Source organism: Pseudomonas sp. GGS8 (assembly GCF_024168645.1).
Taxonomy (GTDB): Bacteria; Pseudomonadota; Gammaproteobacteria; order Pseudomonadales; family Pseudomonadaceae; genus Aquipseudomonas.
Map to the genome: position 1 here is coordinate 4,257,852 of NZ_JALJWF010000001.1, position 21,991 is coordinate 4,279,842.

Consider the following 21,991-nt stretch of genomic DNA (forward strand, 5'->3'; position numbering starts at 1 on the left):
TGCAGGGCCGCGTTTTTTATTAAAAGACTGACAGCCTGTCTCGCTGCTGTTAGGCAAATACCCTAAAGATGATTCCGCCGAGATAGATCGCGGCAAAACCCAGGCAAGAATAGCCTGCCATTCGAGCGGGAATAATGACCCAACGTCGCAGGGACAACGGAAAGCGAGCAATCTCATCTATTGCGTCCGGATCACTTCCCCACAAAAAATCGTAGTCCAGTAAAAGCATGATCGAAATGTGGGACAAGCGCCAGGTGCGGCCATAAAAGCTGCTTCCCATCACCCGTCGATTGCGAGCGACGAAGTAGGACTCTTTCAGGAAAGATTCAATCTCAGCCAGTTTGAAAAAACTGACGTAGGTCCGTACGAGTACCGCCACCAATGCGATGACAAAACAGGCAATCAATCCGGCTATACAGAGCAATTTCAGATCGCTCGCCGGTTTGGAAACTGTCATCCACAACCACTCAAAACCAAGCCAAAGCAAAAGTAGACCGGCCCCGGTCAAACCGATCCGCATGAAGTAGCCTGGGAGCTTCACCGATTTTTTCAAGTGCTCCGGAAATATCTCGGCCTCCATGACCGCGTACCGATCCAGCATTTGGAAATAGGTGAAACGGCCTATTAATGCTCCTATCTGCCTTACTCTTTTCATTCGTCCGAATGGGCTATTTCCTAATGTTTTCCGATTAGTGCTCACAAGGTGAGAGGTCGTGAAATGGTCCTCCATCTGATCGAGCCGGAAATAGGCGGCAAACAACACGATTGCCTCGCTGAGGAAAATAAGTAGCAGTACACCCCCCCATGAGAAGAGGTAAATGAGGTCAAAATGAGGGCCAATCACAGGGAATATCTCGCCGTTATCCGGACCAGAATACCAAGCATCCACAAGATGAAAAGCGCATTAGCGTGGCCATGGAGTTCGCTTTGGGGGATGAGTCTGGTCACGTCCGTGAACCGTTCTGCAAAACGGGGGGCTTTGGCGAGCAGCCTCAAGTATGAATGCCGGGTGATTCCGGTTTAGGTGTAGGGCAAATCCGATTTGCCCGCGAGCCGCAGCGGAGGCCATAAAAAAGGCGCCCCCAGGGACGCCAAAAGATTCACCTCTTACCAAAGGAGCAAGGAGCTTCTAAAGGTGAATTTGCATAAACCGCGAAGTCAGAGAATCGCCAGCGGATACTCGACAATCACTCGCACTTCATCCAGGTCCGACTCGAACGCCGTGGCACGGGTTGTGGCCTGGCGCAGGCGCAGCGACATGTCTTTCAGCGAGCCGCTCTGCACCACGTATTTGACTTCGATGTCGCGCTCCCAGCGCTTCTGGTCGGTCAGCGGGTTGCCGTCGGCATCGCGGCGCATGTACACGGCGTTGGCGTTGGAATAGTCGGCGTCGGTGCCACGGGCGTAACGAGTCATGAACGACAAACCCGGCACGCCATAGCCGGTCATGTCGAGGTCGTAACGCACCATCCACGAACGTTCCTTGGGCGAGTTGAAGTCGCTGTACTGGATGGAGTTGTCGAGGAAGATCGAGTCGGACTGGCGCAGGTAATCGAAGTCGTCGTTGCCGTTGTTGCGCTGGTGCGATAACGCAACGGAGTGGGCGCCGAGTTTCACCCCGAGGCGGCCACTCCAGATGTTGTTGTCGAATTCGCCGAGCAGTTGTTTGCCTTCATCGACCGCCTTGTAATAGTTCAGGCCCCCGAACAGCGACAGATCATCCGACAGTGGGTAAGTCCACGTAGTGCCGGCGTAGTACTGATTCCAGGCATCCTTGAGGCGACTGGAGTACAGGCTGAAACTGAGGTTTTTGTTTAGCGTGTAGTCGCCACCGAAATAGCCGATCCACGGCGAATTGACTGGACCGGCGTAGAAGGTCGCGAAGTTTTCGCGCATGTCGCTGGACACCGGTTGGCTCATCGCATGCAGGCGACCGCCCTGTACCGACAGGCCTTCGATGCTGGTGTTGGTGGCCGTGACACCCCGGAAGCTTTCCGGCAGCAGTCGAGAGTCACCCGCCGCAACCACCGGGTTGGCGGGGAACACGTCGCCGACCTTGATCACGGTATCGAAGGCGCGCACCTTGGCGGCGCCACCAACCTTGGTGTACTCGTCCCGCGCCTGACCGTCACTGTCGACCGGCAGCACGTCGAACGAACTGCGGCCACCGTTGCGCCCGTCACCGGTATCGAGCTTCAAGCCGATCATCGCAAACGCATCCACACCGACCCCGACGGTGCCCTGTGTAAACCCTGATTCGAACTTGCTGATGACCGCGTGGGCCCAAGCCTCGGAATAGCCATTGCCGGTAGGACTGGACTGACCATTGCGGTGATCACGATTGAAGTAGAGGTTGCGGTTGAGCACCGTCAGGCTGCTGCCCTCGATAAACCCCTCAGCCTTGTCATCCGCCAGCACCATGCTCGGGCTTGATCCAACCACCACCGCTAAAGCGGCTATCGACATTTTTGAATTGTTAACCATCAATCACTCCTTGGGTTCGGCAGAACGGGAACGTGCTTCGGCGTGGGTTTTATTGTTCGGCGGGCAAGGGCCCGCCGGCATGGTCGCCGGGTGACATCGTTGCAAGCTGCGGATAACGCCAAGGTGATGGGGGAATTACAATTTCGTCATGTGCATCTGGTGTTGCCCGATCAGACCAAAATAGCCAGATCCGTGTATCGGGCAACCAATGGATCGGTGGTGAGGAGTTTCATGGGTTCTGTCATGGCCGTTGCAACAATGAGGCGATCGAACGGGTCCCGATGGTGATGTTCGAGGTCCTTCACGGCAATGGCGTGTTCTGAGGTCACAGGCAGCTCGATGAACCCGCTGTCGAGGCAGCACTGGCGGATTTCTTCCAGGTCAACGTTCAGCTTTCCCAGCCCGACCTTGATCGCCATCTCCCAGAATGTCGCAGCGCTGACGTAAATGTCGGCAGCACCCTCGATGAGCTTTCTGGCTTTGCCGGATAGCCTGGGGTCATCGCTGAGCGTCCAGAGCAAAATATGTGTGTCGAGCAGAAGCCTCATTCTTGAGTGCCTTCAAAAGCATCGAGCATGTCGTCAGGCAGTGAGGCATCAAAGTCTTCGGGGAGCACCAGTTTGTCTTTCATCGCTCCGATACGCTGGCCGCGGGGTTTTCCCACCGGAACCAGACGCGCAAGGGCCCGACCATGTTTGGTAATCGTGATGATCTGCCCGGCGGCTGCGTCATCGACGAGTTTGGACAGATTGTTTTTTGCTTCGGCCAACGGAACGACGATCATGGTTTCTCTCCCATATTCTGGACAAATATAGCCAGAATATTGGGAGACGGTAAATAGGCGCGACTCTTCAAGGGGGACGGGGGGCAATTTGGCGCGTTTCACTCGATGGGTCAGCAGCGTGACATTACCTTGGCGCTCAGCGGCCAAGGCGTCGAGGCCGTCTACCAGTTCGGAAAAGATGTCACGGTTCATTGTTATTTCTCGCGTTGATTTATCTATCCAGTCAGTCATTCAAGATAGAGCCAAGTGCGCAGTGCTGGATGTAGGACGATACGGACATTCCCGCGCGAGCTTTCGGGGATTGCAGAAGGAGGGGAGGGCGGCAGTAACAAATCCCACAAACGCAAAAACGGCACCCGAAGGTGCCGTTTCTGTTTTCTACCGAGTATCGACTAAACGATCAACCCGCCAACCCCGACTGTTGAACCAGGTTCAGCAGCGGTTGTGGGTACAGGCCGAGGAAGAACGCCAGTACGGCAATCGCCAGCAGCATCACGCCGCCTGCACGTTGTTCCCAGTGCAGCTGGGCATCGTGGCGACGCAGGTTCGGTTCGATCAGGTACAGGGTGACCATCACACGCAGGTAGTAGAAGACGCCGATGGCGCTGCCCAGTACCAGGGAACCGACCAGCCACCATTGGTGCGACTCGACGCCGGTGGCGATGATGTAGAACTTGCCGATGAAGCCCGCGGTCAGCGGGATACCGGCCAGGGACAACATCATCACGGTCAGGACGGCGGTCAGGTACGGACGGCGCCAGAACAGGCCGCGGTATTCGTACAGGGCATCCGCGTCACGGCCGCTGTACGGCGAGGACATCAGGGTGATCACACCGAACGCGCCGAGGCTGGTGATCACGTAGGTGACCAGGTACACGCCGATGGCTTCCACGGCCAGGCCCTTGCTCGCCACCAGGGCGATCAGCAGGTAACCGAAGTGCGCGATGGACGAGTAACCCAGCAGACGCTTGAGGTTGCTCTGGGTCAGTGCCAGCAGGTTACCGAACAGGATCGACGCGATGGCGATGATGGTCAGCACGTTGCTCAGCACGCCACTGCTTGCCGCTGGCGAGATCTGGAACAGACGCACCATCACCGCGAACACAGCCACTTTGGAGGCCGTGGCCAGGAACGCTGCCACCGGTGCCGGAGCCCCTTCGTAAACGTCCGGGGTCCAGAGGTGGAACGGTACCAGCGACAGTTTGAACGCCAGGCCGATTAGCATCATGCCCAGGCCCAGTTGCGCGATCGGGCTAGGCAGGCCGGTGGCCGCCAGGGCCTGACCGATGCCGTTGAAGCTCAGGCTGCCGGCTTCGGCGTAGAGCAGGGCCATGCCGAACAACAGGAACGCGGAACCGGCGGCCGACAGCACCATGTACTTGATGCCGGCTTCCAGCGAACGCTTGTTGAAGAAGGCGTAAGCCACCAGACCGTAGACCGGTACCGAGAGCAGTTCCAGACCGACGAACAAACCGGCCAGGTGCTGCGCGCTGACCAACACCAGGCCACCGGCGGCGGACATCAGGATCAGCAGGTAAAGTTCTTCACGGTTGCCCGGGTAGCCCGAACCGCCATCGCCAAGGTAGGCGTGGGCGAGGGTCACACAGGCGAGGGTGGCGACCAGGATCAGCGCCATGTACAAACAAGCGAACGTGTCGATCTGTAGCAACGGAGTCACGGCCAGTGGCGCGACTTTCAGGGCTGGCAGGATCGACAGCAACGCCAGGTTCAGACCCGCCACGGAAATCAGGAAGGTCTGCGAGTGGTTGCGGCGCCAGGCGATTGCCAGCATCACCACGATGATCGTGGCGCTGGTGATCAACAACGGCGCAAGCGCGATAAAGTGTTGAGTCGTGAATTCCATAGCGCTCTTACCGGGCCGAAGCGAGTTGAGTGAAGGCGGTGCCGAGCCACTGCTGCACGCCATGCATCGTCGCGGCAGAGGTATCGAGGAACGGTTGCGGGTACACGCCGATGTAAAGCAGCAGTGCCGCAAGCCCAACCACCATGATCAGTTCGCGACCGTCCATGCCATGCAGTACCGCGTCGGATTTCGACGGGCCGAAGTAGGCACGGTGGATCATGATCAGCGAGTAGACCGAACCGAATACCAGGCCGGACGTGGCGATCACGGTGACCCATGGCGCGCTGGCGAAGGTGCCGATCAGGATCAGGAACTCACCGACGAAGTTACCGGTCGCCGGCAGGCCCAGCGACGCAGCCGCGAAGAACAGGCTGAGGGCCGGCAGGTAGGCGATCTTCGACCACAGGCCACCCATCTCGCGCATATCGCGGGTGTGGGTGCGCTCGTACAACTGACCGGAGAGGATAAAGAGTGCCGCGGCCGACAGACCGTGAGCCAGCATCTGCATCACCGCGCCCTGCAGCGCCAGTTGGCTGCCGGAGTAGATGCCGATCAGCACGAAGCCCATGTGGGAAACGGACGAGAAGGCAATCAGACGCTTGATGTCGGTTTGCGCGAAGGCCAGGAACGCACCGTAGAAGATCCCGATCAGACCCAGGGTCATGGCGAACGGCGCGAACTCGGCCGAGGCATTCGGGAACAGCGGCAGGGCGAAACGCAACATGCCATACGCAGCGGTCTTCAACAGAATACCGGCCAGGTCGACGGAACCCGCAGTCGGTGCCTGGGCGTGAGCGTCAGGCAACCAGGAGTGGAACGGTACGACGGGCAGCTTGACCGCAAAGGCGATGAAGAAGCCGAGCATCAGGATGTACTCGGTGGTCTGCGACATCTTGGTTTTCAACAGATCGGCGTAGTTGAAGGTAATCACGCCGGTGTCGTTGAAGTTGACCAGTACCAGGCCCAGGATCGCCACCAACATGATCAGGCCGGAAGCCTGAGTGAAGATGAAGAACTTGGTCGCCGCGTAGATCCGGGTTTTCTTTCCGTCCGAAGAACTGTGACCCCAGAGCGCGATGAGGAAGTACATCGGCACCAGCATCATTTCCCAGAAGAAGAAGAACATGAACAGGTCGAGGGCCAGGAACACGCCGACGACACCGCCCAGGATCCACATCAGGTTCAGGTGGAAAAAGCCCACGTGACGCTGAATCTCTTTCCAGGAGCAGAGTACCGAGAGGACACCCAGCAGGCCGGTCAGCAGGATCATCAACAGCGACAGGCCGTCGAGGGCCAGATGCACGTTGATGCCGAAGCGCTGGATCCAGACGTGTTTGAACTCAATCGCCCAGGTCGGATCGGCGCCAGGCGCCGGTGCAAATGAATAGTCGCCGTGGGCCCACAGCCAGAGGCCGAGAGCGAGTTCCAGGGACATGGTCAACAGCGCAATCCAGCGGGGGAGGGTGGCGCCGAAGCGCTCACCCATCCAGCACAGCAGGCCGCCGATGAAGGGGATCAGGATTAGCCATGGCAGAATCATGACGGGCTCGTTTCCTTTCGCAAGTTCGCAAGGTTCATAGTCAGACCGCTACCAGCACGACGGCGCCGATTACCAGCACGGCACCAGCAGCCATCGAGGCGGCATACCAACGCAATTGACCGGTCTCGGTGCGGCTCAGGGCGGTGTGACCGCCTTTGGCCATACGCGGGATCAGACCGATGGTCTGGTCGAGCGGGTCTTTGCGCAGAATGTGGCTGATCGCAAGGTATGGCTTGACGAACAGTTTGTCGTAGATCCAGTCGAAGCCCCAGGCAGCGAACCACCAGGCCGAAAGGAAGCGGCCGACGCCGCTGTTGGCGATGGCCGTGACGAAGCGACGCTTGCCGAGGAACAGCAGCGCGGCCAGCAGGATACCGGACAGGGCGATGGCGCCCGAGGCGATTTCCAGGCTGTGCTTGGCTTCGCCGCCAGCATGGCCGACGCTTTCCGGCAACACACCGTGCAGCGGCGGAACGATCATCGCGCCGACGAACGTCGACAGTACGATCAGCACCGACAGCGGCAGCCAGTGAGCAATGCCGTGGCCGGCATGGGCTTCGGTCTTCGCTTCACCGTGGAACGTGATGAAGATCAGGCGGAAGGTGTACAGCGACGTCATGAAGGCACCGACCAGACCGGCATAAAGCAGGCCTTCGTTACCACTGGCGAACGCTTCCCAGAGGATTTCATCCTTGGAGTAGAAGCCCGCGGTCACCAGAGGCAAGGCCGCCAGGGCCGCGCCGCCGACGATGAAGCTGGCGTAGGCCAGTGGCAGTTTCTTCCACAGACCGCCCATCTTGAAGATGTTCTGCTCGTGGTGGCAGGCAACGATCACCGCACCGGATGCAAGGAACAACAGCGCCTTGAAGAAGGCGTGGGTCATCAGGTGGAAGATCGCGCCATCCCATGCACCCACGCCCAAGGCCAGGAACATGTAGCCGATCTGGCTCATGGTCGAGTAGGCGAGGATACGTTTGATGTCGGTCTGAACCAGTGCGGCAAAACCTGCCAGCACCAGCGTCACGCCACCCACAACACCTACCAGGTGGAGGATATCCGGCGCCAATGCGAACAGGCCGTGGGTACGGGCGATCAGGTAGACACCGGCGGTTACCATGGTCGCGGCGTGGATCAGTGCCGAAACCGGAGTAGGACCGGCCATCGCATCCGCCAGCCAGGTTTGCAGCGGCAGTTGCGCGGATTTACCGACAGCGCCGCCCAGCAGCATCAGGGTAGCCAGAACGATCCAGAAGTCACCGGCCTTGAAGTGCTCAGGCGCCTTGACCAGCAGTTCCTGGATATTCAGCGTGCCCAGCTGCTGGAACAGGATGAACAGGCCGATGGCCATGAACACGTCGCCGACCCGGGTCACGATGAAGGCTTTGAGTGCCGCGTTACCGTTGTTGCGGTTGCTGTAGTAGAAACCGATCAACAGGTACGAGCACAGGCCCACGCCTTCCCAGCCGAAGTACACGAACAGCAGGTTATCGGCCAGGACCAGGAACAGCATGCTGGCGATAAACAGGTTGGTGTAGGCGAAGAAGCGCGAATAACCGGCTTCACCGCGCATGTACCAGGACGCGAACAGGTGGATCAGGAAGCCCACGCCCACCACTACACCGAGCATGGTCACGGACAGACCATCCAGGTACAGGGCGAAGTTCGGCGTGAAGCCTTCCACCGCCATCCATTGCCACAGCACCAGGGTGTAATGACCACCCTCGGGCGGCGCAACGTTGAATTGCCAGATCACATAAGCCGCGACGATCGCCGACAGGCCAATGGAGCCGACGCCGATCAGCGCCGAGAGGTTTTCCGAGAGGCGTCCCCGGGAGAACGCCAGCAGCACAAAACCGATCAGGGGGAACAGGAAAGTCAGATAGAGAAGGTTCATCCGCGCATCTCGCTGGCAGCGTCGATATCGAGAGTGTGGAAGCGGCGATACAGCTGCAACAGAATCGCCAGGCCGATACTGGCCTCGGCGGCTGCCAGGCTGATCACCAGGATGAACATGATCTGTCCATCCGGCTGCGCCCAGCGGCTACCGGCAACGATGAACGCCAACGCGGAGGCATTCATCATGACCTCCAGGCTCATCAGCACGAAGAGAATGTTGCGCCGGACCATCAGGCCGACCAGACCGAGGCAGAACAGGATGCCGGCGACCGCCAGACCATGCTCCAAAGGGATAGCAGGCATCGTCATTGCTCCTTGGCTTCGTTGCGGCCCAAGTGGAACGCCGTGACGGCTGCGGCGAGCAGCAGCATCGAGGCGAGTTCGACCACCAGCAGATAAGGACCGAACAGGCTGATGCCCACGGCCTTGGCGTCTACGGTGGCGTGGCCGATGGCCTGACCGCTGGAGTGACTGAACAGCACATACAGCAGCTCAGCCAGCAGCAGGGCGCCGAGTACGACCGGGCCCAGCCAGATACCGGGCTTGAGCCAGACGCGCTCTTGCTGAACCGAGGCCGGGCCCAGGTTCAGCATCATCACCACGAACACGAACAGCACCATGATGGCGCCGGCGTAGGCGATCACTTCCAGTACACCGGCAAACGGTGCGCCAAGGGCGAAGAACGTCATGGCCACGGCGATCAGCGAAATGATCAGGTAGAGCAGGGCGTGCACGGGGTTGGTGTTGGTGATCACGCGAAGCGTGGACACAACCGCGATACCCGATGCGAAATAGAAAGCGAATTCCATCGTTCTTCCTTAAGGCAGCAAGCTCTTCACGTTGATCGGCTCGGCTTCATTCTGCGCGGCGCCTTTGGGCTTACCGGCAATCGCCATACCTGCAACACGATAGAAGTTGTAATCAGGGTTTTTGCCGGGGCCGGAGATCAGCAGATCTTCTTTCTCGTACACCAAGTCCTGACGTTTGAACTCGGCCATTTCGAAATCCGGTGTCAGCTGGATCGCGGTGGTCGGGCAGGCTTCCTCGCAGAGGCCGCAGAAAATGCAGCGCGAGAAGTTGATGCGGAAGAAGTCCGGGTACCAGCGACCGTCTTCGGTTTCAGCTTTCTGCAGCGAGATGCAACCCACCGGGCACGCCACGGCGCACAGGTTGCAGGCTACACAACGCTCTTCGCCGTCGGGGTCGCGGGTCAGGACGATACGGCCACGGAAACGCGGCGGCAGGTACACGGCTTCTTCCGGGTACTGCAGCGTGTCGCGCTTGCGGAAGGCGTGGCCGAAAATCATCACCAGGCTGCGAAGCTGGGTGAAGAAACCATGCACGATGTCAAAAATGTACTTCATGATTCTCTATCCTCACTGAGCCGCGACGGCGGGCGTGTTGAGCAACACGATCGCAGCGGTCACCAGCATGTTGACGAGGGTCAGCGGCAGGCAGAACTTCCAGCTGAAGTCCATCACTTGGTCATACCGTGGGCGCGGAATCGAGGCGCGCAGCAGGATGAAGAACATGATGAAGAACGCGGTTTTCAGTGCGAACCAGATGAACGGGATCTGCGGCAGAATGCCAAACGGACCGTGCCAGCCACCGAAGAACAAAGTCACCAGCAGTGCCGAAATCAACACGATGCCGATGTACTCACCCACGAAGAACATGCCCCATTTCATGCCGGCGTATTCAATGTGGTAACCGTCGGCCAGTTCCTGTTCCGCTTCCGGCTGGTCGAACGGGTGACGGTGAGTCACGGCGACGCCAGCGATGAAGAAGGTCAGGAAACCGAAGATCTGCGGAATGATGAACCACATGTTCTGCGCTTGGTATTCAACGATGTCGCGCATGTTGAACGAGCCAACCTGAATCACGATGCCCATCAGCGACAGGCCCATGAACACTTCGTACGACACGGTTTGTGCCGAGGCCCGCAAGCTGCCCAGCAGGGCGAACTTGTTGTTGCTCGACCAGCCGGCGAACAGCACCGCGTAGACCGACAGACCGGCCATGGCGAAGAAGAACAGGATGCCGATGTTGATATCCGCCACACCCCAGGTCGGGGTGATCGGGATGATCGCGAAGGCGATCAGCAAGGCGCTCATGGCCACGACCGGCGCCAAGGTGAAGATCACTTTGTCGGCGAACGGCGGGGTCCAGTCTTCCTTGAAGAACATCTTGATCATGTCGGCCGCAATCTGGAACGCACCGAACGGGCCGACGCGGTTCGGACCGTAACGGTCCTGCCAGAGGGCGAGCAAACGACGCTCGACCCAGCTCAGCAGCGCGCCGCAGACCACTACGGCGAGCAGAATCACGATGGCCTTCAAGACCGCGATGATTACGTCGATCACTTCAGGAGTGAACAAGGTCATAGCGCTGCCTCCTGCAGACCGTCAACGGATTTGCCGAAGATTGCCGGTGGAATGCCGGCAATACCTGCAGGCAATGCGACCAGGCCGGCGCCCAGCTCTTCGTTGATGCGCAGCGGCAGACGCAAAGTCTGACCAGCCACGTTCAAGCTCAGCAGGGCACCGTCATTGACACCCAGGCGATCGGCTTCGGACTTGGCCAGCGACACGTAGGCGGCCGGAATGCGCTCCTGCACCGGTGCGGCTTTGGAAGAGTTCTCTTCGCTGCCGAACAGGTGGAAGAACGGCACGACCTGCCAAGTGCCCGGAGCCGGGTTGAACGCACGCGGAACACTGGCGAACCAGTTCAGCGAGTCACCGGTGCTTTCGATCAGGCGCGTGCCTGGGTCGCCAGCGCGGATGTGACCACCGACTTCATCCTGGAACTTGTTCCAGGCTTGCGGCGAGTTCCAGCCCGGCGACCAGGCGAATGGCACTTGCTGACGCGGTTCAACCGAGCCCGAGTAACCTTCCATCGAGAACGAGAATGCAGTGTCGTTGTCCTGGGAGGTACGCGGTTCGTGCACGCTGATGTCAGCACGCATGGCGGTACGACCGGAATAACGCAACGGTTCGCGAGCCAGTTTCAGGCCTTTGATCCGGAACGCGGCGGACGGTGCGGCATCGACGATACGCGCCAGTTGCGGTGTGCTTGCAGCAACGGCAGCGGTGACGTGGTCCAGTTGGGTCCAGTCGATCGGCTGGTTCAGCAGGGTCGAGCGCAGGGCATGCAGCCAGCGCCAGCCTTCGTGAACCAGAATGCTCGCGTCGAGGTAAGTCGGGTCGAAGACCTGGAAGAAACGCTGGGCGCGGCCTTCCTGGCTGACCAGCGTACCGTCGCCTTCGGCGAAGCTGGCCGCTGGCAGCACCAGGTGCGCGCGATCACTGGTGGCGGTCTTTTGATGGTCCGCCACGATCACCACTTTCGCGGCGTTCAGGGCAGCATCGACCTTGGATTTATCGGTACGGGTGTACAGATCGTTTTCCAGCACGACGATGGCGTCGGCACGGCCGTCGATCACCGCTTGCAGCGCTTCGTCGACCGAGTTGCCGCCGAGCATGGCCAGGCCGAGGCTGTTGGCTTCTGGCACGATCAGGCTGATGGAGCCGTTCTTCTCGCGCAGCTTCAGGGCTTTGGCGATGTTTGCCGCCGCTTCGATCAGCGCCTTGGAGCCCAGCGAGGTACCGGCAATGATCAGCGGACGCTTGGCTGCGAGCAGGGCGTCGGCAATGCGCTTGGCCAGCGCCAGGGCTTCGGCGTCCAGACCTTCTACGGCCGGTGCGCTGGCGTCGAGGGCGTGAGCCACGGCGAAACCGATGCGGGCCAGGTCGTCTGGCGCGGCGTGAACACATTCTTCAGCGATGTCGTCGAGCTTGGTTTCAGCCAGGCTGGCGATGAACAGCGGGTTCAGCTCGTGCTGGCCGATGTTCTTCACCGCGGCATCGAGCCACGGCTGAACGCGCATGGCGTCGGCCATGTCTTCGGCCTTGCCCTTGACCGATTGGCGCAGGGCCAGGGCCATGCGCGCAGCCGTCTGGGTCAAGTCTTCGCCGAGGACGAAAATCGCATCGTGGTCTTCGATGTCGCGCATGTTCGGGATCGGCAGCGGGCTGTCTTTGAGCACCTGCATGACCAGACGAATGCGTTCCAGCTCCGAGGCTTCGATACCGGAGTAGAAATGCTCGGCGCCGACCAGTTCGAGCAGCGCGTAGTTGCTTTCGAGGCTGGCGCGCGGTGAACCGATACCGACGATGTTGCGACCGCGCAGCAGGTCGGCGGCTTTATCCAGGGCTTCGTCCAGGCTCAGTTTCGCGCCGTTGGCCAGCAGTGGCTGACGTGGACGATCCTTGCGGTTGACATAGCCATAGCCGAAACGGCCACGGTCGCACAGGAAGTACTGGTTCACCGAACCGTTGAAGCGGTTTTCGATGCGGCGCAGTTCGCCGTAACGCTCGCCCGGAGAGATGTTGCAACCGCTGGAGCAGCCATGGCAGATGCTCGGCGAGAACTGCATGTCCCATTTGCGGTTGTAGCGCTCGGAGTGAGTCTTGTCGGTGAACACACCGGTCGGGCAGACCTCGGTGAGGTTGCCGGAGAACTCGCTTTCCAGGGTGCCGTCTTCAACGCGACCGAAGTACACGTTGTCGTGGGCGCCAAACACACCGAGATCGGTGCCGCCAGCGTAGTCTTTATAGAAGCGCACGCAGCGATAGCAGGCGATGCAGCGGTTCATTTCGTGGGAAATGAACGGGCCCAGTTGCTGGTTCTGGTGAGTGCGCTTGGTGAAGCGATAACGGCGCTCGTTGTGGCCGGTCATCACGGTCATGTCTTGCAGGTGGCAGTGACCGCCTTCCTCACAGACCGGGCAGTCGTGAGGGTGGTTGGTCATCAGCCATTCGACGACGCTTGCGCGAAATACTTTCGCTTCTTCGTCATCGATGGAGATCCAGCTGCCGTCGGTGGCGGGGGTCATGCAGGACATGACGATCCGACCACGCTTGTCGTTCTCGTCGGTGTACTGCTTGACCGCGCACTGGCGGCAAGCGCCAACGCTGCCAAGGGCTGGGTGCCAGCAGAAATAAGGGATATCGAGGCCTAGCGACAGACATGCCTGTAACAGGTTGTCTGCCCCATCGACTTCGAGCTCTTTGCCGTCTACGTGGATAGTGGCCATGGTTCAAAGTTCTTCGTTGGCCCGGTGTCAGCGGGCGTGGCTAATGGAATCTTGTTATCCGTCCAAATCCAAACAGCCTCGAAAGGCGTCATCGGACGAAAGGCGAACGGCACGGACCGTTCGCCTTTTTTAAAGCGTTAAGCGCCGACTACGATCGGCTTTGCCAGAGGCGGGACGACGGCGCGGGTAGGCGCGATGCCGGCTTCGAACTCTGGACGGAAGTATTTGATGGCACTGCCCAACGGCTCCACGGCACCCGGTGCGTGAGCACAGAAGGTCTTGCCTGGGCCGAGGAAACCGACCAGACCCAGCAGGGTCTCGATATCGCCGGCTTGCCCTTCACCGTTCTCGATCGCGCGCAGCAGCTTGACGCTCCACGGCAGACCGTCACGGCACGGGGTGCAGAAGCCGCAGGATTCACGGGAGAAGAACTCTTCCATGTTGCGCAGCAAGGACACCATGTTGACGCTGTCGTCCACCGCCATGGCCAGGCCGGTACCCATACGGGTGCCCACTTTGGCGATGCCGCCGGCGTACATTTGTGCGTCCAGGTGTTCCGGCAACAGGAAGCCGGTACCGGCGCCGCCTGGCTGCCAGCACTTGAGCTTGTAACCGTCGCGCATGCCACCGGCGTAGTCTTCGAACAGCTCGCGACCGGTGACACCAAACGGCAATTCCCACAGGCCCGGGTTCTTGACCTTGCCGGAGAAGCCCATGAGCTTGGTGCCCATGTCTTCGCTGCCTTCGCGGGCCAACGATTTGTACCAGTCCACGCCGTCGGCAATGATCGCCGGCACGTTGCACAGGGTTTCAACGTTGTTCACGCAGGTCGGCTTGCCCCACACGCCTACGGCGGCAGGGAAGGGCGGCTTGGAGCGCGGGTTGGCGCGGCGGCCTTCGAGGGAGTTGATCAGCGCGGTTTCTTCACCGCAGATGTAACGCCCGGCACCGGTATGGACGAACAGCTCGAAATCGAAGCCGCTGCCCAAAATGTTTTTACCCAACAGCCCCGCTGCCTTGGCTTCTTCCACGGCACGGTTCAGGTGCTTGGCGGCGGTGGTGTATTCGCCACGCAGGAAGATGTAGCCACGGTAGGTTTTCAGCGCGCGAGCACTGATCAGCATGCCTTCGATCAGCAGATGGGGCAGTTGCTCCATCAGCATGCGGTCTTTCCAGGTGTTCGGCTCCATTTCATCCGCGTTGCACAGCAGGTAGCGGATGTTGATGGATTCGTCCTTGGGCATCAGGCCCCACTTCACGCCCGTGGGGAAGCCGGCACCGCCGCGACCCTTGAGGCCGGAGTCTTTCACGGTCTGGACGATGTCGTCCTGGGCCATGTCGGCGAAGGCCTTGCGCGCAGCGGCGTAACCGTTCTTGGCCTGGTACTCGTCGAGCCATACGGCTTCGCCGTCGTCACGCAGGCGCCAGGTGAGCGGGTGAGTCTCGGCCGAACGCTTGATGCGGTTGGCAGGACCGAAGGAAGTCAGGGTCATACGTAGCCCTCGAGCAATTTGGCAACGCCGGCAGGCTGCACGTCACCGAATGTGTCGTCGTCGATCATCAACGCCGGCGCCTTGTCACAGTTGCCGAGGCAGCAGACCGGCAGCAGGGTAAAACGACCGTCGGCGGTGGTCTGACCCAGGCCGATGCCCAGCTTGCTCTGGATTTCGCTGACCACCGATTCATGGCCGCCGATGTAGCAGACCATGCTGTCGCAGACGCGAATGATGTGACGGCCGACTGGCTGACGGAAGATCTGGCTATAGAACGTCGCCACCCCTTCAACGTCGCTGGCCGGGATGCCGAGGATTTCGCCGATGGCGTAGAGCGCGCCATCAGGCACCCAACCACGTTCCTTCTGGACGATCTTCAGGGCTTCGATCGACGCCGCGCGCGGGTCTTCGTAGTGATGCAGCTCGTGCTCGATGGCCGAGCGCTCGGTTTCGCTGAGGGCGAAACGGTCAGTCTGGATAAGCGTGCTATTCATGCTTAGCGGTCCACGTCGGCCATAACGAAATCGATACTACCCAGGTACGCAATCAAGTCCGCGACCATGCTGCCTTTGATCACCGAAGGGATCTGCTGCAGGTGCGGGAAGCTTGGAGTACGAATCCGGGTGCGGTAGCTCATGGTGCCGCCATCGCTCGTCAGGTAATAACTGTTGATGCCCTTGGTCGCTTCGATCATCTGGAAGGATTCGTTGGCCGGCATGACCGGGCCCCACGAAACTTGCAGGAAGTGCGTGATCAGGGTCTCGATGTGCTGCAGCGTGCGCTCTTTGGGCGGCGGCGTGGTCAGCGGGTGATCCGCCTTGTACGGGCCTTCCGGCATGTTGCGCAGGCACTGCTCGATGATCTTGATGCTCTGGCGCATTTCTTCGACGCGAACGATGCAACGGTCGTAGGCATCGCCATTGGCTGCCAGCGGGACTTCGAATTCGAAGTTCTCGTAGCCGGAGTAGGGGCGGGCTTTACGCAGGTCGAAATCGCAACCGGTCGAACGCAGGCCGGCACCGGTGACGCCCCATTCCAGAGCTTCCTTGGTGTTGTAGGCGGCGACGCCGATGGTCCGGCCACGCAGGATGCTGTTGTCCAGTGCGGCTTTCTGGTATTCGTCCAGACGCTTTGGCATCCACTCGACGAAATCCTTGACCAGTTTTTCCCAGCCGCGCGGCAGGTCGTGGGCGACGCCACCGATGCGGTACCAAGCCGGGTGCAGGCGGAAACCGGTAATGGCTTCGATCACCGTGTACGCCTTCTGGCGGTCGGTGAAGGTGAAGAACACCGGAGTCATCGCGCCGACGTCCTGGATGTAAGTCCCCAGGAACAGCAGGTGGCTGGTGATCCGGAAGAACTCGGCCATCATGATGCGGATGACGTCGACCTTCTCGGGCACCTTGATGCCGGCCAGCTTCTCGACCGAGAGCACGTACGGCAGGTTGTTCATCACGCCGCCGAGGTAGTCGATACGGTCGGTGTACGGAATGAAGCTGTGCCAGGACTGACGCTCGGCCATCTTCTCGGCACCACGGTGGTGGTAGCCGACGTCCGGTACGCAGTCGACGATCTCTTCACCGTCCAGCTGCAGGATGATACGGAACGCACCGTGCGCCGAAGGGTGGTTCGGACCCAGGTTGAGGAACATGTAGTCCTCGTTCGGGCCGGAACGCTTCATGCCCCAGTCTTCAGGCTTGAAGCGCGCGGCTTCTTCCTCAAGCTGTTGCTTGGCCAGGGTCAGGCTGAACGGGTCGAACTCGGTGGCACGGGCCGGGAAGTCCTTGCGCAGCGGGTGACCTTCCCAGGTCGGCGGCATCATGATCCGGCTCAGGTGCGGGTGGCCGGCAAAGTGGATGCCGTACATGTCCCACACTTCACGCTCGTACCAGTTGGCGTTCGGCCAGATGCTGGTGACGGTCGGCAGGTTGAGGTCGCTCTCGGACAAGGCGACCTTGATCATTACGTCACTATTACGTTCGATCGACATCAAGTGATAGAACACAGTGAAGTCGACGCCGTTTGGCAGCCCTTGACGCTTGGTGCGCAGACGCTCGTCCACGCCGTGCAGGTCATAGAGCATGACGTACGGCTTGGGCAGGTTGCGCAGGAAAGTCAGGACTTCGACGAGTTTGGCGCGGGCAACCCAAAGCACCGGCATGCCGGTGCGGGTAGGCTGGGCGGTGAACGCCTCTGGGCCAAAACGGTTGTTCAGTTCGACGACCACATCCTGGTCGTCTGCCTTATAAGGCGGGATGTACAGAGCACTGCCTGCAGTCATGGTTATTTATCGCTTTCGGTCAACGTAAAGAATGAAGCCAGTTTCTCGTTCTATAAAAGAAGCAGATCTGGATCAGACTTCGTCGGGGCTGCGCAGGTTGGTTACCTGAATACGCTGTTCGCGGCGCTGTTCCTTTTGCGAAGGCATCTCGGCGCGGTAAACGCCTTGATCACCAACGACCCAGGAAAGTGGGCGACGCTCCTGGCCAATCGACTCCTGCAACAGCATCAAGCCTTGCAGAAAAGCTTCAGGGCGGGGTGGGCAGCCAGGCACGTAGACGTCCACGGGCAGGAACTTGTCCACCCCTTGAACGACGGAGTAGATGTCGTACATGCCACCGGAGTTGGCGCACGAACCCATGGAGATAACCCATTTAGGTTCGAGCATCTGCTCGTAGAGACGCTGAATGATCGGCGCCATCTTGATGAAGCAGGTACCGGCGATAACCATGAAATCCGCCTGGCGCGGCGATGCCCGGATTACCTCGGCGCCAAAGCGCGCGATGTCGTGGGGCGCCGTGAAGGCGGTGGTCATTTCCACGTAGCAGCACGAAAGACCGAAGTTATACGGCCACAGGGAGTTCTTGCGCCCCCAGTTGATCGTGCCGTTGAGCACGTCTTCGAGCTTGCCCATGAAAATGTTTTTGTGGACTTGATCTTCTAACGGATCGGAAACGGTTTCCCGTTGGCCAATCGGATACTGCTCGTTAGGAGCATCGGGGTCGATCCTGGTGAGATTGTATTGCATTGCCAAAGCCTCATTGTTTCAGCTTCGCTTGCCGCTTACGACGAGCTTCCGGAGCCCAGTCAAGGGCGCCCACTCGGAATAGGTAGACAAGACCTGCCAACAGAATTGCTATGAAAACGAGAGCTTCGACGAATCCGGTCCAGCCGCTTTCGCGGACGGACACAGACCAGGCAAAGAGAAAGAGGGCTTCGATATCGAAGATCACGAAGAGCATCGCGACCAGATAGAATTTGGCTGAGAGCCGCAAGCGGGCGCCACCTGTAGGTAGCATGCCGGATTCGAACGGTTCGTTTTTGCTGCGGCCCCAGGCTTTTGACCCGAGGAGGCTGGAGACGCCGAGCATGAAGGCGCAAAGGCCGCCGACACCCAGAAGGAAAATGGCAAAGCCCCAGTTGTGGGCCATGAGTCCGGTCGCTTCGGGCATGCTGGTAATCCTTAACAGAGAGCAAAGGTCTCTGAGCTTGATAAAGAAATAAGGCAGTGACGATATGTCGCAGCAATCAATCGCGCTGATTTTATGGCTAAACACCCTGCAAGTAAAATTCCTATAGCGAAATTATTTATTGGAATAAGGACATGGCGCACCTCAAAAGCCCTGTAGCCCATGCGGTCCGGGCATTAGCGGGGGGTTTGTCAAATATGTTTTGTAGGAAATGTAACGAACATAGTTGCTGCTAAATGATAATCAATGTTATTTGGTGTGGTTTTCAAACTGTTTAGCGGGTAGCGGTTCGGGAACTTGTCTTATATGCACGTTACTGCAAGTAGCGCGCGGGGTGGTTTTACCTTGTTTTCCTGATCGCGAAACTGCTCTGGATCAACGTTTTGCCTTGGGGCGCCACCGACCACTGTGGGAGCGGGCAAGCCCGCTCCCACAGGGTGGGTGGCGTTCAAAAAATTGCAGGCAAAAAAACGCCCCGAACCAGTCGGGGCGTCAGATGAGCGGCTTTGCGGTTAGCTTTTTATTCGGTCCGCAAGGGCCGTTTGTTTAAGCGAAGCAGATCAGTGGAACTGCTCTTCTTCGGTCGAGCCGGTCAGCGCGGTTACCGAAGACGTGCCACCCTGGATCACGGTGGTCATGTCGTCGAAGTAGCCGGTGCCCACTTCCTGCTGGTGAGCCACGAAGGTGTAACCCTTGGCAGCGTCAGCGAACTCTTGCTCTTGCAGCTTCACGTAGGCAGTCATGTCGTTGCGGGCGTAGTCGTGCGCCAGGTTGAACATGCTGTGCCACATGTTGTGAATGCCGGCCAGGGTGATGAACTGATGCTTGTAACCCATGGCGGACAGTTCGCGCTGGAACTTGGCGATGGTCGCATCGTCCAGGTTTTTCTTCCAGTTGAAGGAAGGCGAGCAGTTGTACGACAGCAGTTGGTCCGGGTATTCCTTTTTGATCGCTTCGGCGAAACGACGTGCTTCTTCCAGATCCGGCTTGGCAGTTTCACACCAGATCAGGTCGGCGTACGGCGCGTAGGCCAGGCCGCGAGCGATGGCCTGGTCGAGGCCGGCGCGCACTTTGTAGAAGCCTTCCTGGGTACGTTCGCCAGTCACGAACGGCTGGTCGTACGGGTCGCAGTCGGAGGTCAGCAGGTCAGCCGCGTTAGCGTCGGTACGGGCCAGGATGATGGTCGGTGTACCGGCAACGTCAGCCGCCAGGCGAGCAGCGGTCAGCTTCTGCACGGCTTCCTGGGTCGGAACCAGTACCTTGCCGCCCATGTGGCCGCATTTTTTCACGGAGGCCAGTTGGTCTTCGAAGTGAACGCCGGCGGCGCCTGCTTCGATCATGCTCTTCATCAGTTCGTAGGCGTTCAGTACGCCGCCGAAACCGGCTTCAGCGTCCGCCACGATGGGGGCGAAGTAGTCGATGTAACCTTCGTCGCCCGGGTTCTTGCCGGCTTTCCACTGGATCTGGTCGGCACGACGGAACGAGTTGTTGATGCGCTTGACCACGGTTGGAACCGAATCCACCGGGTACAGCGACTGATCCGGGTACATCGATTCGGCAGAGTTGTTGTCCGCAGCCACTTGCCAGCCCGACAGGTAGATTGCCTGGATGCCGGCCTTGACTTGTTGCACTGCCTGGCCGCCGGTCAGGGCGCCCATGCAGTTGACGAAATCTTTCTCAGGACGGAAGGACGGCTTGGCACCCTGGGTCACCAGGTTCCAGAGCTTCTCGGCGCCCATTTTCGCAAAGGTGTGCTCAGGTTGAACCGAGCCACGCAGGCGGACGACGTCAGCAGCGGAGTAAGTGCGTGTCACGCCTTTCCAGCGCGGGTTTTCAGCCCAATCTTTTTCGAGGGCTGCAATTTGCTGTTCGCGTGTCAGTGCCATGGAGATAAACCTCGTCGCGTCTTTAATCGAAAGTGGTTCTGAGTGGACAGTTCCTGCGTGCCAAATACGCTCATTCAATTGGGGGCGTATATGGTTGCTCGCTGACCAGAAGCTTAGGCGGTCAAGTCGGGTTTGGCGGGGATGGCGACGGGATGAACGATGGGCTCGAGGGGAGGTGAGCAGGTAAGGGCGAACTGGCGAGCGCATTCGGGCGTCGTGGGCCTTGGTGCGAACTTCAGTGTGGAGCCGGGTTACCTAATTACGCTTCCGTCCCTCGGGACAACTTCGTTCCAGTCGGCAACCTCGTCAAACACACCTTGTGGGCGGTACAGACACGAATCGGTTCGCGGGGTAGGGTGCGAACAGCGACTCGAAAGCCCTTGCCAGGGCCTCTGATTAGCGGGAGCGAGGTCATCATGCCTTTGCTTTTTTGGCTCGTCAAACGTTTTGTAGTGCTTTTTTTCAAGCACTACATCTTTAGTCTAATACGACTAATCAGTCAGTTTTTGGTGCTTTAGTCCAAGGTGTCGACCTTCACCCGCAGAGTCATGTCGTCCCGGTCCTGAGTCGAGTAGCTGCGGGTCAGGCCCTGTTTGTCGGCCTGAGTCTGGCGATTCACGCCGGCCAGGGTGATCCACTCACCCAGTCGGCCGCTGACAGTTGTGTCGGTACTCTGCACGTTCACTACATCGGGACGTTCCTGGCTCATCCGGTCACGGTTGGTACTGATAGCCAGATGAACGATGTCGCCGGTGACGCTGGCGGTGACGTAGAAACCCTGGGTGACATTGCGGTATTCGGTCTGGCTGCGCAGGTCGCCGTAGCTGTCGGTCTGGGTGCTGGTGAGCGGCACGCTTTGGCCGACCTGGATCAGTGCCGGTGCGCCTTCGCTGGCCTGAACCTGCTGGATGCCGCCTTCACGGCTGTCGGTGCTGCGATTGATGATGCGGGTCTGATTCGGTGCGGCGCCATTCACCGAGTAGCCCTGATCGCCCTGAAAGTTGTTTTCGTTGGTGTCGACGGTGATCAGCAGGCGCTTGGGGGCGGTATCGAGTTGCGCGAGGAAAGCCTTGAGTTCGTCGATCTTGCCGGGCTCGGCATTGACGATCAGTTGGTTGCCATAGGCGCTGACCTTGCCATCGTTACCGATGAAATTCTGCGCCACTGGCAACAGATCAGCGCTGGTGCGGTAATTCAGGGGCACGATCTCGGTGGCGGCCATGACCGAAAAACTGCAGGTCAGTAGCAGCGTGGTGAGCAGGGTGCGTAGGGACATGTCCGTTTCTCCGCAAATCAAAGGTTTGATATTGCCAGTTTGTCGGCCCGGCGTGGTGCGAGTTGAATCACAGACAGCAAAACGCCCCGGCATCCGAGAATGGCGGGGCGTTTTTGGGGTGTTCATGATGTGCATTTGTGGCGAGGGGGCTTGCCCCCGTTGGTCGCATAGCGGCCCGAAGATTTTTAGGGCTGCTGCGCAGC

19 protein-coding genes are annotated in these 21,991 nt (G+C 59.4%); all 19 read right to left on the reverse strand.

Translation table 11 applies throughout. The features are described 5' to 3' along the window. Positions 1-49: 49 nt before the first annotated feature. Positions 50-889, reverse strand: a complete 840-nt coding sequence (locus tag J3D54_RS19185) for a hypothetical protein (protein WP_253421506.1) — start codon at positions 887-889, stop codon at positions 50-52. Positions 890-1,158: 269 nt separating this feature from the next. Continuing rightward, a complete protein-coding gene (locus tag J3D54_RS19190; RefSeq protein WP_253421508.1) occupies positions 1,159-2,484 on the reverse strand; it encodes an OprD family porin in 1,326 nt (441 codons plus the stop codon). A 170-nt stretch (positions 2,485-2,654) separates the two neighbouring features. Next, complete coding sequence (locus J3D54_RS19195) at positions 2,655-3,032, reverse strand: type II toxin-antitoxin system VapC family toxin (protein WP_253421510.1); 378 nt, start codon at positions 3,030-3,032, stop codon at positions 2,655-2,657. Continuing rightward, positions 3,029-3,460: a type II toxin-antitoxin system Phd/YefM family antitoxin gene (locus J3D54_RS19200; protein WP_253421512.1), complete on the reverse strand. Its 432-nt coding sequence runs from the start codon at positions 3,458-3,460 to the stop codon at positions 3,029-3,031. Before J3D54_RS19200 ends, J3D54_RS19195 begins: the two co-directional genes overlap by 4 nt. A 208-nt stretch (positions 3,461-3,668) precedes the next feature. Then, positions 3,669-5,132, reverse strand: coding sequence for an NADH-quinone oxidoreductase subunit NuoN (gene nuoN / locus J3D54_RS19205; protein WP_253421515.1), 1,464 nt, complete (start codon positions 5,130-5,132; stop codon positions 3,669-3,671). Positions 5,133-5,139: 7 nt separating this feature from the next. Beyond that, a complete protein-coding gene (gene nuoM, locus J3D54_RS19210) occupies positions 5,140-6,672 on the reverse strand; it encodes an NADH-quinone oxidoreductase subunit M (protein WP_253421517.1) in 1,533 nt (510 codons plus the stop codon). A gap of 40 nt (positions 6,673-6,712) precedes the next feature. Further along, positions 6,713-8,566 (reverse strand): NADH-quinone oxidoreductase subunit L, encoded by a 1,854-nt coding sequence (nuoL, locus tag J3D54_RS19215; protein ID WP_105343954.1) that lies wholly within the window; start codon positions 8,564-8,566, stop codon positions 6,713-6,715. Next, complete coding sequence (nuoK, locus tag J3D54_RS19220) at positions 8,563-8,871, reverse strand: NADH-quinone oxidoreductase subunit NuoK (protein WP_007940879.1); 309 nt, start codon at positions 8,869-8,871, stop codon at positions 8,563-8,565. Before nuoK ends, nuoL begins: the two co-directional genes overlap by 4 nt. Positions 8,872-8,873: 2 nt before the next feature. Further along, entirely contained in the window at positions 8,874-9,377 is a 504-nt protein-coding gene (gene nuoJ, locus J3D54_RS19225) for an NADH-quinone oxidoreductase subunit J (protein WP_253421520.1), read from the reverse strand. A 9-nt stretch (positions 9,378-9,386) separates the two neighbouring features. Continuing rightward, positions 9,387-9,935 (reverse strand): NADH-quinone oxidoreductase subunit NuoI, encoded by a 549-nt coding sequence (nuoI, locus tag J3D54_RS19230; protein WP_105343950.1) that lies wholly within the window; start codon positions 9,933-9,935, stop codon positions 9,387-9,389. Positions 9,936-9,944: 9 nt separating this feature from the next. Further along, a complete protein-coding gene (nuoH, locus tag J3D54_RS19235) occupies positions 9,945-10,952 on the reverse strand; it encodes an NADH-quinone oxidoreductase subunit NuoH (protein WP_253421523.1) in 1,008 nt (335 codons plus the stop codon). Then, complete coding sequence (nuoG, locus tag J3D54_RS19240; RefSeq protein ID WP_253421537.1) at positions 10,949-13,663, reverse strand: NADH-quinone oxidoreductase subunit NuoG; 2,715 nt, start codon at positions 13,661-13,663, stop codon at positions 10,949-10,951. Before nuoG ends, nuoH begins: the two co-directional genes overlap by 4 nt. 137 nt (positions 13,664-13,800) lie before the next feature. Continuing rightward, on the reverse strand, positions 13,801-15,156 hold the full coding sequence (nuoF, locus tag J3D54_RS19245; RefSeq protein WP_105343946.1) for an NADH-quinone oxidoreductase subunit NuoF: 1,356 nt from the start codon (positions 15,154-15,156) through the stop codon (positions 13,801-13,803). Next, entirely contained in the window at positions 15,153-15,650 is a 498-nt protein-coding gene (gene nuoE, locus J3D54_RS19250) for an NADH-quinone oxidoreductase subunit NuoE (RefSeq protein ID WP_007970445.1), read from the reverse strand. The genes nuoF and nuoE overlap by 4 nt, the downstream gene beginning before the upstream one ends. Before the next feature lie 2 nt (positions 15,651-15,652). Beyond that, a complete protein-coding gene (nuoC, locus tag J3D54_RS19255; RefSeq protein WP_253421540.1) occupies positions 15,653-17,437 on the reverse strand; it encodes an NADH-quinone oxidoreductase subunit C/D in 1,785 nt (594 codons plus the stop codon). A 72-nt stretch (positions 17,438-17,509) separates the two neighbouring features. Then, positions 17,510-18,184 (reverse strand): NADH-quinone oxidoreductase subunit B family protein, encoded by a 675-nt coding sequence (locus J3D54_RS19260; protein WP_007940869.1) that lies wholly within the window; start codon positions 18,182-18,184, stop codon positions 17,510-17,512. 10 nt (positions 18,185-18,194) lie between these two features. Then, positions 18,195-18,608 (reverse strand): NADH-quinone oxidoreductase subunit A, encoded by a 414-nt coding sequence (locus tag J3D54_RS19265; RefSeq protein ID WP_007905050.1) that lies wholly within the window; start codon positions 18,606-18,608, stop codon positions 18,195-18,197. Positions 18,609-19,186: 578 nt separating this feature from the next. Continuing rightward, positions 19,187-20,512, reverse strand: coding sequence for an isocitrate lyase (gene aceA, locus J3D54_RS19270; protein WP_253421543.1), 1,326 nt, complete (start codon positions 20,510-20,512; stop codon positions 19,187-19,189). Between the two features lie 514 nt (positions 20,513-21,026). Next, positions 21,027-21,788, reverse strand: coding sequence for a secretin N-terminal domain-containing protein (locus J3D54_RS19275; protein WP_253421546.1), 762 nt, complete (start codon positions 21,786-21,788; stop codon positions 21,027-21,029). Between the last annotated feature and the right edge of the window lie 203 nt (positions 21,789-21,991).

Bases quoted from the DNA above. Each gene is read 5' to 3' on its own strand.
- J3D54_RS19190 (WP_253421508.1), bottom strand. From the start codon at position 2,484: ATGGTTAACAATTCAAAAATGTCGATAGCCGCTTTAGCGGTGGTGGTT.
- J3D54_RS19195 (WP_253421510.1), bottom strand. From the start codon at position 3,032: ATGAGGCTTCTGCTCGACACACATATTTTGCTCTGGACGCTCAGCGAT.
- J3D54_RS19200 (WP_253421512.1), bottom strand. From the start codon at position 3,460: ATGAACCGTGACATCTTTTCCGAACTGGTAGACGGCCTCGACGCCTTG.
- nuoN (WP_253421515.1), bottom strand. From the start codon at position 5,132: ATGGAATTCACGACTCAACACTTTATCGCGCTTGCGCCGTTGTTGATC.
- nuoM (WP_253421517.1), bottom strand. From the start codon at position 6,672: ATGATTCTGCCATGGCTAATCCTGATCCCCTTCATCGGCGGCCTGCTG.
- nuoL (WP_105343954.1), bottom strand. From the start codon at position 8,566: ATGAACCTTCTCTATCTGACTTTCCTGTTCCCCCTGATCGGTTTTGTG.
- nuoK (WP_007940879.1), bottom strand. From the start codon at position 8,871: ATGCCTGCTATCCCTTTGGAGCATGGTCTGGCGGTCGCCGGCATCCTG.
- nuoJ (WP_253421520.1), bottom strand. From the start codon at position 9,377: ATGGAATTCGCTTTCTATTTCGCATCGGGTATCGCGGTTGTGTCCACG.
- nuoH (WP_253421523.1), bottom strand. From the start codon at position 10,952: ATGACCTTGTTCACTCCTGAAGTGATCGACGTAATCATCGCGGTCTTG.
- nuoG (WP_253421537.1), bottom strand. From the start codon at position 13,663: ATGGCCACTATCCACGTAGACGGCAAAGAGCTCGAAGTCGATGGGGCA.
- nuoF (WP_105343946.1), bottom strand. From the start codon at position 15,156: ATGACCCTGACTTCCTTCGGTCCTGCCAACCGCATCAAGCGTTCGGCC.
- nuoE (WP_007970445.1), bottom strand. From the start codon at position 15,650: ATGAATAGCACGCTTATCCAGACTGACCGTTTCGCCCTCAGCGAAACC.
- nuoC (WP_253421540.1), bottom strand. From the start codon at position 17,437: ATGACTGCAGGCAGTGCTCTGTACATCCCGCCTTATAAGGCAGACGAC.
- J3D54_RS19260 (WP_007940869.1), bottom strand. From the start codon at position 18,184: ATGCAATACAATCTCACCAGGATCGACCCCGATGCTCCTAACGAGCAG.
- J3D54_RS19265 (WP_007905050.1), bottom strand. From the start codon at position 18,608: ATGCCCGAAGCGACCGGACTCATGGCCCACAACTGGGGCTTTGCCATT.
- aceA (WP_253421543.1), bottom strand. From the start codon at position 20,512: ATGGCACTGACACGCGAACAGCAAATTGCAGCCCTCGAAAAAGATTGG.
- J3D54_RS19275 (WP_253421546.1), bottom strand. From the start codon at position 21,788: ATGTCCCTACGCACCCTGCTCACCACGCTGCTACTGACCTGCAGTTTT.